The organism is Streptomyces sp. MspMP-M5, assembly GCF_000373585.1.
Taxonomy (GTDB): domain Bacteria; phylum Actinomycetota; class Actinomycetes; order Streptomycetales; family Streptomycetaceae; genus Streptomyces.
The window spans coordinates 201,389-217,610 of sequence record NZ_KB891907.1 but is presented as its reverse complement, the minus strand read 5'-3'; the positions used below and the strand labels follow the sequence as shown (position 1 = coordinate 217,610).

The following is a 16,222-nucleotide window of genomic DNA, read 5'->3' as shown; positions in this document are numbered from 1 at the left end:
CCCGTAACGGCGTACCCACGACGCGCCCAGGCGCCCGTGTGCCCACGCACCCGGATGCACCCCACCCGGGTGCGCCCCACCCCACCCACCCCCAGAAAGGCAGTCCCATGTGCGGCATCACCGGCTGGATCTCGTTCGGCGAGGATCCCGGTCACCGCCCCCGGGTCATCGAGCGGATGACCGCGGCCCTCGCCCCGCGCGGCCCCGACGGCTCGTGGGTCTGGCGCGGACCGCACGCCGCGATCGGACACCGGCGACTCGCCGTACTCGACATCGAGGGCGGGGCACAGCCCATGACGGCCGGGGCCGGAGCCGCAGCGCGGACGGCCGGAGTCCCGGCACCCGGCCCCGGCCCCGGCCCCGGCCCTGATCGTGCCCCCAGCGACATCGTCCTCACCTACAGCGGCGAGGTCTACAACCATCACGAGCTGCGCGCCGAACTCCGCGCCCTGGGGTGGGAGTTCACCACCCGCAGCGACACCGAGGTGGTGCTGCGCGGCTACCAGGAGTGGGGCGCCGGGCTCGCCGCACGGCTGGAGGGCATGTACGCGTTCGCGGTGTGGGACGCCCGGGCGCGGCGGCTGCTCCTGGTACGCGACCGGATGGGCGTCAAACCGCTGTACTACGCCCGGACCCCGGACGGCGGACTGCTCTTCGGCTCCGAGCCCAAGGCCCTCTTCGCCCACCCCGACTGCGCACCCCGGGTGGACGCGCAGGGGCTCCGGGAGGCGTACGGTCTGGTCTTCGGGACGGGGACGACGCTGTGGACGGGCGTCCGCGAGGTGCCGCCCGGCGGGCTGCTGGCCTTCGACCGCGACGGGCTGACCGAGCGGCTCTACTGGCAGCTCACCGCGCGCCCGCACGACGACGCCGACCTCGCCGCCACCACCGACGGCGTCCGCCGCCGCCTGGAGCACGCCGTCCGCTCCCAGCTGGAGGCCGATGTGCCGCGGTGCAGCCTGCTCTCCGGCGGGCTGGACTCGACCGTCGTCACGGCGCTGCTCGCGGACGAACTCCGGCTCCGCGAAGGGCCCGCGGCGCGGCTGCGCTCGTACGCCGTCGACTACAGCGACCAGGCGGAACGCTTCACCGGCGATGTGCTGCGCACCGGGCACGATGCGCCGTACGCGGTCGAGGCGGGCGCGTTCATCGGCACCGAGCACGACACCGTCGTCCTGGACCCGCACACGCTCCTGGACCCCGGGCACCGTGCGGCCGTGGTCGCCGCCCGCGACTCGCCGATCGGCGTCGGCGACATGGACACCTCGCTCTATCTGCTGTTCGGCCGGATCAGGGAACACTCGACGGTGGCGGTGTCGGGCGAGGCCGCGGACGAGGTGTTCGGCGGCTACCCGTGGTTCCACAGCCCCGCGGCGCGGGCCGCGGCGACCTTCCCGTGGCTGCTGGTCACCGACGACGAGGCGGCCATGCCGCTCCATCCCGACCTGGCCGCGGCGCTGCGCATCGGGGAGTTCCAGCGCGACACGTATCGTGCCGCGCTGGCCGCCGTACCGCGCCTCGACGGCGAGAGTGCCGAGCAGCGCCGGCAGCGCGAGTTGCAGCATCTGTCGCTGACCCGATGGCTGCGCCAGCTGCTGCACCGCAAGGACCGGCTCAGCATGGCGCAGGGCCTCGAAGTACGGGTGCCGTACTGCGATCACCGCCTGGTGGAGTACGCCTTCAACGCGCCCTGGGACCTGCAGACGCACGACGGCCGGGAGAAGAGCCTGCTGCGCGCCGCGGGCACCGGGCTCGCCCCGCAGTCGGTGCTGTGGCGGGCCAAGAACCACTATCCGGCCACCCACCACCCCGACTACAACCGCGGTCTGCAACGGCTGGCGCACGAGGCGCTGGCCGCGGACGGCGGCCGGGTGCGCGACCTCGTCGACGAACGGATCGTCTCCGCCGTCCTGAAGACGGAACCGGAGCGGCTGGAGTGGGGCCACCGGCTGCGGCTGGAACGGGTGGTGGACCTCGCCCTGTGGCTCGACCGGTACCGGCCGGAGATCACCGTGTGAGGCACGTACGGCTGAGCCCCGCCGTGGTCCGCACCTCACACCCCCCCCACTCATGAAGGAGACCCCATGCACCCCTCGGAAGCCATGAACCCCACCGATCCACCACGCCTCGTAGAGCTGTACGGCGCCGACTACAAACGCGACCCCTATCCCCTCTATGCCGAGCTGCGGGCCCGCGGCCCCGTTCACCGCGTCCGCTTCCCCAGCGGGGTGTGCGCCTGGCTCGTCACCGGATACGACGCGGCACAGAAGGCACTGACCGATCCGCGGCTGGGCAAACACCACTCGCGGGGCAACGCGGCCTGGCGGGCGCGCGCCTCGATCATGCCGGAGCCGCAGCACTCCCAGTTGCAGGTGCATCTGCTCCACCAGGACCCGCCCCGGCACACCGCGATGCGGCGCATGATCACCGATGCCTTCGCCCCGCAGCGGGTCGAGGCGCTGCGCCCCCGCTTCCAGGAGATGGCCGACGCCCTGCTGGACCGGTTCGCCGGCGCCGGCCGGGCCGACCTGGTGGCGGACTTCGCGGCCCACTTCCCGTTCCGGGTACTGGCCGAAGTGATCGGCCTGCCGGCGGAGTTCGCGGAGCGCTTCGACCGCGACTGGGGGAAGGTGGTGCAGCCGGTCGGCCCCACGGACCCGGGGCGTCCGGCGTACGAGGCGCGGCTGCACGGGCTCCAGCAGTACATCGCCGATCTCGTCGCCCACCAACGGCGCACCGCGGGCGGGGATCTGCTCTCCCGGCTGGTGAGTGCCCGCGACGCCGGGGAGCTGGCCCCGGAGGAACTGGACTCGATGATCTTCCAGTTGCTGGTCGCGGGTCAGGAGCCGGTGACCAACCAGATCACCACGGCACTGGTCACCCTGCTGCGCCATCCCGGCCACCTCGCCGCGCTCGCCGCCCGCCCGGAGCTGCTGCCGCGCGCCGTCGAGGAACTGCTGCGCCACGACGCCGCGTTCGAGCTGACGACCTGGCGGTTCTTCGCCGAGGACAGCGAGCTGCACGGGACGCGGATTCCGGCCGGCGACTCGGTGATCGTCTCGCTGTGTGCGGCCAACCGCGACCCCCGGCGGTTCGCCGACGCCGACACCCTCGACTTCGACCGCTCGCCCAACCCGCATCTCGCCTTCGGCCAGGGCATCCACTTCTGCCCCGGCGCCGCGCTCGCCCGCGCCGAACTGCAGATCGCGCTGGGCACGCTGCTGCGGCGGCTGCCCGACCTCCGGCTGACCGCCCAGGAGGACGAACTGCCGTGGATTCCCGCGGTGTTGGCCCGTGGAGTGGACCGGCTCCCGGTGGCGTTCGGACCGGAGTCCTCCGGCCCCGCGCCCCGCGGCTGCCCGATATCCGGCGCCCACGCACCGAGCACACCGGACGCGGCATGCTGACCCGACCCGCCTCAGCCTCCCTCACCCAGGCCATGCCCGCCGCCGGCTCCACCGCCCCCACCGAACACCCCCGCTCCACCCGCTCCACCCACTCCACCATCCGCGCCACCTGCGAGGACATCCTCCGTGTCCTCCTCCCCTACCGACGCACCCTGGACGACCCGCACGGGGACGCCCCGGACGCCTTCCCGCTCCAGCTGCGGCAGTTGGCCCCCTGGGTCGCGGCGGGCCGGCCGATCCCGTTCACCCTGCCGGGTTTCCCCTGCAAGTCCCCCCATCCCGCGAAGGTGCTGGGCCCGCTCCCCGATGAGGGCGAGCGGCTGGCGCTGCGCTTCCTGGACGGGCTGTGTGCCCGTATCGCTGCGGTGTATCCACCGGGGGTACGGATGGTGATCTGCTCGGACGGGCACGTCTTCAGCGACCTGATCCGGGTGCCGGACGCCGCCATCGACGCGTACGGGGACGGGCTGCGGACGCTGATCCGGGACGAGGGGCTGACGGACCGGCTGAGCGTCTTCGACCTGCGCGCGGCGTACGGGGATCTGCCCTACGAGGAGAAGCGGGCCAGGATCGAGGCGGAGCACGCGCCCACGCTGGAGGCGCTGCGGGCCGAGACCCGGGCCGAGGAGACGGCTCGGCGGCTGTATCAGGGCATCACCCGTTTTCTCTTCGAGGACACCGACCTCGCGAGCTACCCCGGCACCCGTTCGGCGCTCCAGCGTGAGTGCCGGGCCCGGGCCTACGGCGTGATCCGGCAGAGCCGGGCCTGGGGGGAGCTGATCGCGGAGTACCACCCGGGTGCGGTACGGCTGTCCATCCATCCGCAGCCGCGGGGTTCGGCCAAGTTCGGCATCCGGCTGCTGGACGCGCCGGACGCGTGGCTGACGCCCTGGCACGGGTGCGTCCTGGAACACCCGGACGGGCGGCGGGAGTTGATGCGGCGGGCGGATGCCGAGCGGCGGGGACGGCTGGTCGTGCGCGGGGGGCGGCCGAGCCACTTCGCGGTGGCCGCGGAACCGGCGGCGGACTGAGACCGAAGGGCCGCGGTGCGGGCCCGCAGCCCGCACCGCGGCCCTCAGGGGTGCGTCCGCCGGTGGTCGAAGGCGATCAACGGGTCGCCGGTCAGCGGGTGTTCGGTCACCGCGGCCCGGACGCCGAAGACCTCCGCCAGCAGCTCCGGGGTCAGCACGGTGCGGGGCGGACCGGAGGCCACCAGGCGGCCGGCGTGCAGGACGTGCAGCCGGTCGCAGAGCGAGGCCGCGGCGTTCAGGTCGTGCAGCGAGATCAGGGTGGTCCGAGCCCGGTCGCGGAGCAGGGCGAGCAGTTCGACCTGGTGGCGGACGTCGAGGTGGTTGGTGGGTTCGTCGAGCACCAGGACGTCCGGCTGCTGGGCGAACGCCCGGGCGAGCAGGACGCGTTGCCGCTCGCCGCCGGAGAGGGCGGAGAACCGGCGGGCGCCCTGGCCGGACATGCCGACGGCGGCGAGCGCGTCGGCCACCGTCGCCCGGTCGGCGCGGTCCTCGCCGGCGAACGCCCGCTTGTAGGGCGTCCGGCCCATCGCCACCACCTCGTGCACCGTCAGCTCGAAGTCGGCGGCGCGCTCCTGCGGCAGGGCGGCGATATGGCGGGCGGTCCGCCCGAGGGACAGGGTGCGGACATCCGTGCCGGCGAGCAGGACCCGGCCCGCGGTGGGCCGCAGATGGCGGTAGACGGTCCGCAGGACGGTGGACTTGCCGCTGCCGTTGGGGCCGACCAGCCCGACGATCTCCCCGGGCGCCGCCATGAGGTGGACGCCGGCCACCACGTCCCGCCCGTCGTAGCTGACCCGCAGCTCCTCGATGTCGATCCTCATCGCTCCGCCCCCAGTCGCCGGTCCAGGACGAGCAGCAGCGCCGGGGCGCCGATCATGGCCGTGACGACCCCCACGGGGAGTTCCTGGCCGTCCATGGCGGTGCGGCAGACGACGTCGACGACCACCAGCAGCAGCGCGCCGGTCAGGGCGGCCAGCGGCAGCAGGCGGCGGTGGTCGCCGCCGAGGACCAGCCGGCACAGGTGCGGCACCATCAGGCCGACGAAGGCGATGGCGCCGGAGACCGCGACGAGGGTGCCGGTCAACAGGCTCGTCACGACGAAGAGTTCGCGGCGCAGCCGGGTCACGTCCACGCCGAGGCCGGCCGCCGTCTCGTCGCCCATGAGCAGCGCGTTCATCGCGCGGGCGCGCGCCTGGAGCACCAGCAGCCCGGCCGCGACGGCGAGCGCCGGCAGCCACAGCGCGCCCCAGGTGGCCCCGCTCAGGCTGCCCATGAGCCAGAACAGCACCCCGCGGGTCTGCTGTTCGTCGCCGGCCTGGAGGACGAGGTAGCTGGTGAAACCGGACAGGAACTGCCCGATGCCCACCCCGGCCAGCACCAGCCGCAGCGGCGAGAAGCCGCCGCCCCGGCGCGCCATCAGCCACACCAGGGCGAACGCGGCGAGCGCGCCGGCGAAGGCGGCCGCCGACAGGCCGAGGCCCAGTGCCCCGCCGGCGCCCGCGCCCAGCACGATGGCGGCGACCGCGCCGAGCGAGGCGCCGTTGGAGATGCCCAGCAGGTACGGGTCGGCGAGCGGGTTGCGGACCAGGGCCTGGGTGGCGGTGCCGACCAGGCCCAGTCCGGCGCCGACGAGGGCCGCCAACAGGGCCCTGGGCACGCGGAGTTGCCACACGATCAGCTCGTCGGTGCCGGGGCGCGGCGGGGCGCCCTGGAGCCGGTTCAGGACGACGGACCAGACGTGTCCGGGCGCGATGTCGGTGGCGCCCAGGGACACCGCGGCGGTCAGCGCGGCCAGCAGTGCGACGGCGAGCAGGAGGGCGAGCGGTCCGGTACGCGGGAGGTGTGTCCGCTCCCCCACTAGCGCGCCGCCTTGAACCGCGCCGGGTACAGGGTGTGCGCGATCTCCTCGACGGTGTCCGCGGTGCGGGTGCCGGGGAGCGTGGTGCGCTCCGAGCCGATCCGCAGGAACCGGCCGGCGCGCACGGCGGGCAGGTCCTTGGTGGCGGGGAAGGTCTTCAGGAACTGGGCGGCCTGGTCGTACGCCGCGGCGTCGGCGGCCGCGTCGCCGCGGTCGCGGACGCCCAGCTGGATCCAGTCGGGGTTCTTGGCGACCACGTCCTCCCAGGAGACCGGCTTGAAGTCGCCGTCGCAGTCGCCGAAGACGTTGCGGGCGCCGGCCTGGGTGAGCACGGCGTTGCCGACCTGCTTGCCGCAGAGGGCCATCGGCTGCTTGGTGCCGGCGTCGAAGTCGAAGAAGAAGTAGCGGGGCCGCTTCTCCTCGGGGACATCGGCCAGGGCCTTGTGGACGGTGTCGACCTTGGCCCGCATGCCGGCCACGAGGGCGCGGGCCCGCGGGGCGGTGCCGGTGACGGCGCCCAGCCGGGTGAGGTCGCCCTCGACACCGGACAGGTCGCGCTGCGGCCCCTTGGCCATGGCGGCGCAGGCGGTGGAGGCGAGGTAGATGTGGCGGATGCCGGCGGCCGCGAACTCCTCCTCGGTGGGGGTGTCGCCGGCCCCGCCCATGGCGCCCATGGAGGCGAAGGTGTCGATGTAGAGGTCGGCGCCCGACCCCAGCAGCTTCTCCTTGGGGATGATGCCCTTCCCGAGGACCGGTACCTTGGCGGCCCGGACGCCGAGGTCGCCGGGCAGGGTGCCTTTGCCGGGCGGGAATCCGGTGCCGATGACGCGGTCGCCGGCGCCCAGCCGCAGCAGCATCTCCAAGGCCGTGGCGTTACTGGTGACGATCTTGCCGGGCGGGGCGGTGAAGGTGGTCTCGGCGCCCTTGCAGTCGGCGACCTTCACGGGGAAGCCGTCGCGGCCCGGCGGGCCGTCCGCTGTCGTGCCGCGTCCGCCGCCGCCTCCGCCGCACGCCGTGGCGGTCAGCGCGACGACCATCGCGAGTCCGCACCACTTTCCTGGGCGCATGGGTCTTCTCCCCTACCACTGTGACACTCCGGCCGGTCTCCGGCCGCGGGCCACCCTCGTGACCCGGCACAGGTAGTCGGGGGAAGGCCGCTTCCGGTTCCCGGGAACGCCCAGGTCAGTCCCGCGGGTCGCCGCCGCACGGTCCGGCGGCGCCGCCCTGGGGCCCGTAGAGGTCCAGCAGCCGGGTGCGGGTGCCGTGGAGGCGTTCGGCGACGGTCTCGGCGACGTAGCGGTAGACGGCGCGGCCCAGGACGGGGTCGTCCTCGCAGAGGGCGCGGACGAGGACGGCGTCGAACTGCAGGGCCTCGACGGGGCCGACGGTCTCCGCGCCGAGGTGCCAGATGTAGGGCGGGAACAGCCAGGACCAGCCCAGGAGTTCGTCCCGGCCGAGGGTTTCCACGACGGCGGCCCGGCGGCCGGGGACGTGCTGGTCGAGGGCGACCCGGCCGGTGCTGATGATCCAGAAGCGGTCGGCCCGGTGGCCCTCCTCGAAGAGGCGGGTGGCGCGGGGCAGCGACACCTCGTGGGCGATTTCGGTCAGCCGCCGGCGCCGGTCCGGGGGCAACGCGTCGAACAGGTGCTGGACCTTGGGCATCTCGTCCTCCATCGACCGCTGTGCAGTGCTTGGCACGATATGCGGCGGATCGGGGAGATACGGGGAATGGCCGGCCCGGCGGCGGGTGCGCGGTCAGGCCATCTGACGGCGTACCAGGTCGTGCAGCCGGCCGCCGGTGTCGGCGAGGAGGTCGGCCGGGGCGCCCTCCTCGACGATCCGGCCGTCGGCCATGACCAGGACCCGGTCGGCGTCGAGCACGGTGGAGAGGCGGTGCGCGATGACCACACGGCTGGCGCTGAGCGCGCGGGTGCTGTCGATGACGATCCGCTGGGTCTCGTTGTCCAGGGCGCTGGTGGCCTCGTCGAAGAAGAGGATGCGCGGGCGGCGGACCAGCGCCTGAGCGATCATCAGGCGCTGCCGCTGGCCGCCGGAGATGGCACCGCCGCCGGCGATCATGGTGTGCAGGCCCATCGGCATCCGCTTGATGTCCTCGGCCAGGCCGGCCATCTCGGCCGCCGCCCAGACCTCCTCCTGGGTGAACACCTCGGCGCCGCAGATGCAGTCCAGGATCGAGCCGGTGAGCGGCTGGGCGTTCTGCAGGACCACTCCGCACTGGCGGCGCACCGCCGCCTGGTCGAGTGCGCCGAGGTCCTGGCCGTCGTAGAGGACGCTGCCGGCGGACGGCCGGTCGAAGCCGATGAGCAGCCGCAGCAGGGTCGACTTGCCGCAGCCGCTGGGGCCGACGATCGCCACGAACTCGCCGGGCCGCACCTGGAGGGAGACGTCGTCGAGGACGAGCGGGCCGTCCTCGCTGTAGCGGAAGGAGAGCTTGCGGGCCTCGATGGCGCCGGAGAGCACCCCGGGCTGGGAGCTGCCGCCGCGGACCTCGGGGGCCTCGTCCAGGACCGGCCGGATCTGTTCGAACATCGGCAGGGCAGCGGCGGCCGAGACGAAGGCGCCGGTGAGCTGGGTGACCGAGGTGAGCAGCATGGTCACTGAGGTGTTGAAGGTCAGGAAGGCGCCGGCGGACAGCGTGCCGCGGGCCGGCCCGGCCAGCAGCACGAACAGCGCCAGGGAACAGAGCGGAAGGTAGACGGCGTTGAGGACGGTGGTGACGTTCTTGATCCGGCCGGCCTTCTGCTGGAGCTCCCGGGAGCGGGCGAACTCCCGCGCCCAGGCCGCGTAGGCGAAGGACTCCGCCGCCGCGACCCGCAGCTTGGGCAGCCCGCGCAGGGTCTGGAACGCCTGGTTGTTGAGCTTGTTGCCGAGCGTCACCAGCCGGCGCTGCCAGCGCAGTTCCCACAGTCCCAGGACGAGGAAGACCGCGCCGATGACGAGCAGCATGGCGCACGCGGCGAGCGCCAGCGGGACGCTGTAGACCAGCAGCAGCACGAGGTTGACCGCGCCGACCGTACCGGCCTGCACGGCGACCGGCCCGACGCCGGCCAGCACCCGGCGGATGGCGCTGATGCCCATGGCGGCACTGGCCAGTTCACCGGTGGAGCGGGCCGCGAAGAACTTGGTGGGCAGCCGCAGCAGCCGGTCCCAGACGGCCGGCTGGAGGACGCTCTCGATCCGGCCCTCTATGCGCAGCACGGTGAGGTTCTGCAGCAGGGTGAAGGCGGCCGCGACGACTCCGGCGATGATGACGGCCAGCGCGACCTGGACGATCGGGCCGCGGGCCGCGGCCGGGACGTAGACGCCGAGGACCTTGCCGGTGGCGATCGGGACGAGGGCGCCGAGGGCGACCGTCACCAGTCCGCTCAGGGCGAGGTTGCGCAGGTCGGTGCGGTTGCCGCGGAGGCTGAAGCGCATCAGCCGCCAGAGCGTGAGCCGGCGGTCCGGCAGCGGCCGGTAGAACATCACCGCGCGCGGCTCGAACTCCGCCGCGTTGTCCGCGCCGATCCGTATCCGCAGCCCGGAGGCCGGGTTGACCGCCTCGTAGCGGCCGCGCCGCCACAGCAGGGCCACCGGGGCGCCGGACTTGGCGCGGTGGCCCACCAGCGGCCCGACGTCGGTGCGCCACCAGCGGCCGTCGAGGCGGACCGGGCGGGTGCGTATCCGGGAGGCCAGCGCGATCCGCTCGACGGGGCTGATCCGGTCGCCGGCGGCGCCCTTGGGGGGTTCGGTGAGCGGGATGCCGGCGGCCTCGGCGACCTTCCGGCAGACCGCGAAGGTCAGGTCGTCGCCGGCCCGGTCGCGGGCCGCGCCGGTGCGGCCGGTGCGGTCCTTGCCGATGGAGGCCAGCAGCGCCTGGTCGGCGCGTTCCCGAACGGCCTCGCCGGCCTTGATGCCGGCCGCGGCGCGGTCCTCGTGGGCGCGCTCCAACTGCTCGATCCAGCGGTCCACGGCGGACAGCAGCCGGTACTGCTGGTTCACCATCCGCTGCCACAGTGCCGCGTCGACGAGCAGGTCGGCGGCGGCTTCGGCGCTGTAGGAGGCGCCGTACTGGACGCTGCCGGGCGGCACCGGCATCCACAGGACGTCGTCGTCGGCGACCGCCTCGTCGGTGGGCCGGCCGTCCAGCGGCGCTTCGAAGAGCACGCCCAGCCCGCGGGCGGTACCGAGCGCGAAGGCGTGCTCCAGGGGGCCGGCCGCCGGAGCACCGTAGGTGCCCTCGTAGCCGTACGCGTCGGGGTGCGTCCCCTGGTCGCCGTAGCCGGTGTACTCGGGGCGGGGCAGTTCGCGCAGGGCGATCCGGCGCAGTCCGCAGTGCGGGGACGGGCGGCCGACGAGGGTGTGTTGGGGGCCCTGGACGGGGCCGAGCAGCAGGGTGCCGGCTTCGAGGCGGCCGAGGAAGTGCCAGGGCCCCTCCTGGGTGGCGTCCACCGCGAACAGGTCGAGGGTGCCGCCGGTGACCAGCCACAGGACGTGCGGGCCTTCGAGGGGGACGTTGCGCAGCCCGGCGCAGTCGACCGGCGTGCCGAGGCCGCCCAGGGCGTGGGTGACCGCGTCAGCGCCGCCAGTGCCGGTCGCCGCGGGGGCCGGTGCGGCCTGGGGCGTGGCGGGTCCGGCGTCCGGGGACGGGTGTGCGGATGCCACGTCAGTGCTCCTTGACCAGGTCGGCGTAGACGCCACCGGCGGCGACCAACTCCTCGTGCCGGCCGCGTTCGACGACCGCGCCGTGGTCGAGGACCACGATCTCGTCGCTGTCACGGACGGTGCTCAGCCGGTGGGCGATGATGACGCAGGCGCAGCCGCGGCGCCGCAGGTTGTCCATGATGACCGCCTCGGTGCCGGCGTCCAGGGCGCTGGTGACCTCGTCGAGGACGAGGATGCTGGGGCGCCGGACCAGCGCCCGGGCGATCTCCAGGCGCTGCCGCTGGCCGCCGGAGAAGTTGCGGCCGTCCTGCTCGACGCGGCTGTGGATGCCGTCGGGGCGGCGGGCTATGACGTCGTCGTAGAGGGCGGCGTCCTGGAGGGCGGCGATCACCGCGTCGTCGGGGATGGAGGGGTCCCACAGCGCGACGTTGTCCCGGACGGTGCCCTCGAAGAGGAAGACGTCCTGGTCGACGAAGGAGACCGAGGCGGCCAGCGCGCTGCGCGGGATGTCGGCGAGGCGCTGTCCGTCGATCCGGATGGTGCCTTCCCAGGGGGTGTAGAGGCCGGATATCAGCCGGGAGACGGTGGACTTGCCGCTGCCCGAGCCGCCGACCAGGGCGACCTGCCGGCCGGGCCCGACGGACAGCGAGAAGCCGGTCAGCAGCGGGGCGTCGAGCGGGCTGTAGCCGAAGGTGATGTCGTCGAGGGTGACATGGCCCTTGAGGCGGCGGGTGCCGGCGTCCGCGTCCGGGCGGGAGTAGTGGGCGTCGGCGGGGAAGTTCTCGACGTCCTTCAGGCGGGCGACGTCGGCGGCGAAGTCCTGGATCCGGCCGGCGACGCCGTTGAGTCGGGTGATCGGGGCGGTGAAGCGGGTCACCAGGGCCTGGAAGGCGACCAGCAGGCCGATGGAGATATGGCCCTCGACGGCGCGCAGGCCGCCGATCCACAGGATCAGGGCGCTGTTGAGGGTGGCGAGGGTGGGCGCGACGACGGCCAGCCAGGCGCTGGGGACGCCGAGCCGCTGCTGCTCCTCCAGGGTGGCGGCGTGCTGCCCGGCCCAGCGGCGGAAGTAGCCGTTCTCGCCGCCGGTGGCCTTCATCGTCTCGATGAGCTGCAGGCCGGTGTAGGAGGTGTTGGTGAGGCGGGCGGTGTCGGCGCGCAGCTTCTGGGTGTGGGTGGCGCGCAGCCGTACCACTATCCGCATGGCGACGACGTTGAGCAGCGCGATGAGCACGCCGATGACGGTGAGTTGGGGGTCGTAGGTCCACAGCAGCACCGCGTAGAGGACGACCACGACGCCGTCGACGGCGGCCGCCGCCAGGTCCCGGGCGAGGGTCTCGGCGACCGCGTCGTTGGACTGCAGACGCTGGACGAGGTCGGCGGGCGAGCGCTGGGCGAAGAAGGTGACCGGCAGCCGCAGCAGGTGGCGCAGGAAGCGGGCGCTGCCGAGGGTGGAGGAGATGATCCGGCCGCGCAGCAGGTTGGCCTGCTGGAGTCCGGTGAGGACGGCGGTGAGCACCACCATCGCGGTCATCGCGGCGAACAGCGGCCCCAGCAGGGAGGTCTGGTTGCCGATCAGGAACATGTCGATGTAGGTGCGGCTGAGCGCGGGCAGCGCCGCGCCGACGCCGACCAGCAGCAGACTGGCGAGCAGCGCCGCCAGCAGGGTGCCGGCGGTGCCGCGCAGCCGGGCCGGCAGGGCCTGCAGCACACTGGGCTTGCGGCCGCCCCGGCGGAACTCCTCGGTGGGTTCGAAGACCAGGGCGACGCCGGTGAAGCTGGTGTCGAAGTCCTCCGTGGGCACGAAGCGGCGGCCCTTGTCGGGGTCGTTGATGTGCACGCCGCGGCGGCCGAGGCGACGGCCCATGCCGTCGTAGACGACGTAGTGGTTGAACTCCCAGAAGAGGATGGCCGGTGCCTGGACCTCGGCGAGTGCGGCCGGTTCCATCTGCATGCCCTTGGCCTGCAGGCCGTAACTGCGGGCGGCCTTGAGGAGGTTGCTGGCCCGGGAGCCGTCGCGGGAGACGCCGCAGGCGATCCGCAGCTCCTCCAGCGGGACGTGCCGCCCGTAGTGGGCGAGGACCATCGCCAGGGAGGCGGCGCCGCACTCCACGGCCTCCATCTGGAGCACGGTGGGGGTGCGGACGGCCTTCGTCGCCTTGGGGGCGGCGGCCGGGGGCCTGCGGCGGCGGGCCGGCGAGGGGCCCTCGGGGCGGTGCCGGCGGCGCCCGGCGGGCGGGAGGTGCTGCGGGGGCGCGGCCGGGGCGTCGGGGGCGGTCACGAGAGCAGCCAATCGATCGGGTGCTGCGCGGCCAGGTGGACGGCGGCGGTGGCCTGGGTCATCGAGTCGAGGGCGAACGGCGGGCCGCCGGAGGTGGACCAGGCGTAGCCGGAGGCGGTGGGCGCGGTGTCGAGCCGGACCAGGACCGCGATCGGCTGGCCGGCGCGGGAGAACTGCTCACCGAGCTGGGCGCTGCCGAGGAACGCGGAGATCCGCTGGCGGGACTGGGCGGCGCGGCCGACGGCCGCGACATGGCCGCGCAGCACGCCGAACCGCTGGCTGGGGGCGGAGGCGACGGTGAGGTCGACGGCGGCGCCGGCGGGGAGGGTGGCGGCGCTCTCGGCCGGGACGTAGAGGGTGGCGGTCAGCGGGTCGCGGGGGCCGGTGGTCCGCTCGACGGAGGCGAGGTCGGCGCCGGTGGTGACGACCGAGCCGATGGTGGCGACGAGGCCGGTCAGCCGGCCGGCGGCCAGGGCGCGGACGACGGTGGTGGTGCCCTGGGCGGTGCGTATCCGCACCAGCGGGGCGCCGGTGGCGACCTGCTTGCCCTCCTCGGCGAGGACCGTGGTCACCTGCCCGGCGACCGGGCTCTGCAGGACGTAACTGCCGTGGCCGTGGGTGAGGATGCCGGGGGCGGTGAGGGTGGCGGAGACGGTGCCGGTGATCGCCCAGACGGTCGCGGCGATCATGACGAGCACGCTGACGGTCAGCACCAGCCAGCCCTGTGGGCGGGCGAACCGCACCGGAAGATCGAGTTCCTCGGGCGATTGCAGCTTGGACAGGGCCTGTTGACGGAACTGCACGGCGCTCCTCCCTCAACTGCGGGGGTCGGTACGGGCGGACGGAGTCCGCCGCCGGTGCGGAGATCCGGCGGCGGACAGCCGGGTGCCCCGGGACCCGGCCGGAACCGGGTTGTCCGGGGCACTCGGCACGGCAGATCGGCAGGGAGGGGGCGCCGACTACCGTCACGACCTTATTCGCCGGCTGTGCCGCGGGCGGCACAGGGTCGGCTGGATCAGAGGCCGTTGGTGAGGCCGCTGACGGTACCCGCGACGTTGGTGCCGGTGAGGCCCTGGACCGTGCCGGTGACGTTGCCGAGCAGGCCGGAGACCGGGGCGACGGAGTCGACGGTGTTGGTGACGGTGTTCAGCGCACCGGCCACGAGGCCACCGGACACGTTGTCCAGGTCGGCGTCGGAGATTTCCTGGGTCTGAACCTGGGCGTTGTTCATGGTGTTTCCCTTCGGATCAATAACAAGAAAAAACGGCGGCGGGCCGTCCGGTGGGTGACCCGGCCGCGGCCACGGTGGATGGGGCTCCCGATATCGGGAAACCCCGGTGACCACCGCGGTGCGATGGATCAAAGCATGCGGGGTGGTTGCCCTGCTAATCGGATGAGCCGAGATCCGGACGTGGCCGCACCGGGAAATTACCGCACGTGTACATGCGTCCATGACTTGGTCCGAGCATCTTCACAACTCCTCCGGTTTCCTTTTCCGCGACCCGTCGTTGCGACGCGCGCGGAATGGGACATTCCAGAACCAAGTCGCTGCTCACCAGGGCGCCTGCCGGACCCAAAACCGCGCCGCGTGTGGCGGCTGCACATTCGGTGTGCAGATTTCCTGAAGGCCGCCGAACTCAACGTCCGGCCGGTGCGCCCGGGCGCCGAGAAGTCCGATTCATGTTTCCGCAGTACAGCCGCGATGTTGCCCGGGTTTTAACCGAACATGATTGCCCGCCACTTCCCGTGCAGGCATGACCGGAATCGTCACGACTATCGCCCCGCATTCCACTGGAAACGGATCGACTATCCAGAGAACGGACATATTCGCATAACTGCGGTAGGGGACCTTCGCCGGACCGGCCGCGGTGGCAGCCGGCCCCGGCCCGGTGCACGGTGGAGGGATGGATCCCGTGGCGGCGCTGGAGCGGATCGCATTCCTGCTGGAGCGGCAGGGAGCGGTGACGTACCGGGTGCAGGCGTTCCGCACCGCGGCATCGGTGATCGGCGTACTGCCCGCGGACGAGCTGCGCGCGCGGGCCGCGAACGGCACGTTGGCGCGTCTCAAGGGGCTCGGCCCCAAGACGACCCGGGTCATCGAGGAGGCGCTGGCCGGGCAGCGGCCCGCCTATCTCGCACATCTGGAAGAAGAGGCCGGCGGCCCGCTGGTCGACGGCGGGCGGGGGCAGGCGCTGCGGCGGGCCCTGCGCGGCGACTGCCATCTGCACTCGGACTGGTCGGACGGCGGCAGCCCCATCGAGGCGATGGCCCGGGCCGCCCGCGACGTCGGCCACGACTGGTGCGCGCTGACCGACCACTCCCCCCGGCTCACCGTCGCCCGCGGACTGACCGCCGAACGGCTGCGCCACCAGCTGGAGGTCGTCGCAGAGGTCAACGCGCGCCTGGCGCCGTTCCGGCTGCTGACCGGGATCGAGTGCGACATCCTCGACGACGGCTCGCTCGACCAGGAACCGGAGCTGCTGGCGGAGCTGGACGTGGTGGTCGCCTCCGCCCACTCGAAACTGCGGATGGACAAGGGGCCGATGACCCGGCGGCTGGTGGCCGCGGTCCGCAATCCGCTGGTGGACGTCCTGGGCCACTGCACCGGGCGGCTGGTCACCGGCCGGGGCCGCCCGGAATCGGCGTTCGACGCCGCCGAGGTCTTCGCGGCCTGCGCCGAGCACCGCACCGCGGTGGAGATCAACTGCCGCCCGGACCGCCTCGACCCGCCGCGCCGCCTGCTGCGGCAGGCCCTCGACACCGGCACCCTCTTCGCCGTCGACAGCGACGCACACGCACCCGGCCAACTGGACTGGCAGATCTACGGCTGCGCCCGCGCCGAGGAGTGCGGCGTCCCGGCCGGCCGGATCGTCAACACCTGGACCGCCCGCCAACTGGCCGCCTGGAAACGGACCGGCCGCACCCCGCGCACGGCCAGCGGCTGACCACCGCCCGCCCGCGCCGCGGCGTCAACACGGCA

Annotated in this window: 12 protein-coding genes; 4 read left to right on the top strand and 8 right to left on the bottom strand. The window is 73.5% G+C overall.

What is annotated here, in order from left to right; genetic code table 11:
- The first annotated feature begins 107 nt into the window (after window positions 1-107).
- The 3 genes from asnB (at window position 108) to B073_RS0125780 (ending at window position 4,438) form a co-directional block, all read left to right on the top strand.
- Window positions 108-2,018, top strand: a complete 1,911-nt coding sequence (asnB, locus tag B073_RS0125790; protein ID WP_018540981.1) for an asparagine synthase (glutamine-hydrolyzing) — start codon at window positions 108-110, stop codon at window positions 2,016-2,018.
- Window positions 2,019-2,084: 66 nt separating this feature from the next.
- The gene (locus tag B073_RS0125785) at window positions 2,085-3,407 is read left to right on the top strand and encodes a cytochrome P450 (RefSeq protein ID WP_018540980.1); all 1,323 of its coding nucleotides are present in this window, start codon (window positions 2,085-2,087) and stop codon (window positions 3,405-3,407) included.
- On the top strand, window positions 3,401-4,438 hold the full coding sequence (locus B073_RS0125780) for an L-tyrosine/L-tryptophan isonitrile synthase family protein (RefSeq protein ID WP_018540979.1): 1,038 nt from the start codon (window positions 3,401-3,403) through the stop codon (window positions 4,436-4,438). Before B073_RS0125785 ends, B073_RS0125780 begins: the two co-directional genes overlap by 7 nt.
- 44 nt (window positions 4,439-4,482) lie before the next feature.
- On the opposite strand, the gene B073_RS0125775 is transcribed toward B073_RS0125780, so the two are convergent.
- From B073_RS0125775 to B073_RS0125740, 8 genes are all read right to left on the bottom strand, one after another.
- Window positions 4,483-5,259 carry an ABC transporter ATP-binding protein gene (locus B073_RS0125775; RefSeq protein WP_018540978.1) on the bottom strand — a complete coding sequence of 259 codons (777 nt, stop codon included), beginning with the start codon at window positions 5,257-5,259 and terminating at the stop codon, window positions 4,483-4,485.
- Window positions 5,256-6,296: a FecCD family ABC transporter permease gene (locus B073_RS0125770; RefSeq protein ID WP_018540977.1), complete on the bottom strand. Its 1,041-nt coding sequence runs from the start codon at window positions 6,294-6,296 to the stop codon at window positions 5,256-5,258. Before B073_RS0125770 ends, B073_RS0125775 begins: the two co-directional genes overlap by 4 nt.
- On the bottom strand, window positions 6,296-7,363 hold the full coding sequence (locus tag B073_RS0125765) for an ABC transporter substrate-binding protein (RefSeq protein WP_199788192.1): 1,068 nt from the start codon (window positions 7,361-7,363) through the stop codon (window positions 6,296-6,298). Before B073_RS0125765 ends, B073_RS0125770 begins: the two co-directional genes overlap by 1 nt.
- A 115-nt stretch (window positions 7,364-7,478) precedes the next feature.
- Entirely contained in the window at window positions 7,479-7,958 is a 480-nt protein-coding gene (locus tag B073_RS0125760; RefSeq protein WP_018540975.1) for a cyclic nucleotide-binding domain-containing protein, read from the bottom strand.
- A gap of 93 nt (window positions 7,959-8,051) precedes the next feature.
- The gene (locus B073_RS0125755) at window positions 8,052-10,961 is read right to left on the bottom strand and encodes an NHLP bacteriocin export ABC transporter permease/ATPase subunit (RefSeq protein WP_018540974.1); all 2,910 of its coding nucleotides are present in this window, start codon (window positions 10,959-10,961) and stop codon (window positions 8,052-8,054) included.
- Between the two features lies 1 nt (window position 10,962).
- The gene (locus B073_RS0125750) at window positions 10,963-13,242 is read right to left on the bottom strand and encodes an NHLP family bacteriocin export ABC transporter peptidase/permease/ATPase subunit (protein WP_018540973.1); all 2,280 of its coding nucleotides are present in this window, start codon (window positions 13,240-13,242) and stop codon (window positions 10,963-10,965) included.
- Window positions 13,239-14,045, bottom strand: coding sequence for an HlyD family efflux transporter periplasmic adaptor subunit (locus tag B073_RS0125745; protein WP_018540972.1), 807 nt, complete (start codon window positions 14,043-14,045; stop codon window positions 13,239-13,241). Before B073_RS0125745 ends, B073_RS0125750 begins: the two co-directional genes overlap by 4 nt.
- Before the next feature lie 212 nt (window positions 14,046-14,257).
- Window positions 14,258-14,473 carry a hypothetical protein gene (locus B073_RS0125740; RefSeq protein WP_018540971.1) on the bottom strand — a complete coding sequence of 72 codons (216 nt, stop codon included), beginning with the start codon at window positions 14,471-14,473 and terminating at the stop codon, window positions 14,258-14,260.
- A 673-nt stretch (window positions 14,474-15,146) separates the two neighbouring features.
- Here B073_RS0125740 and B073_RS0125735 point away from each other — a divergent pair.
- On the top strand, window positions 15,147-16,187 hold the full coding sequence (locus B073_RS0125735; protein WP_018540970.1) for a PHP domain-containing protein: 1,041 nt from the start codon (window positions 15,147-15,149) through the stop codon (window positions 16,185-16,187).
- Window positions 16,188-16,222: the final 35 nt, after the last annotated feature.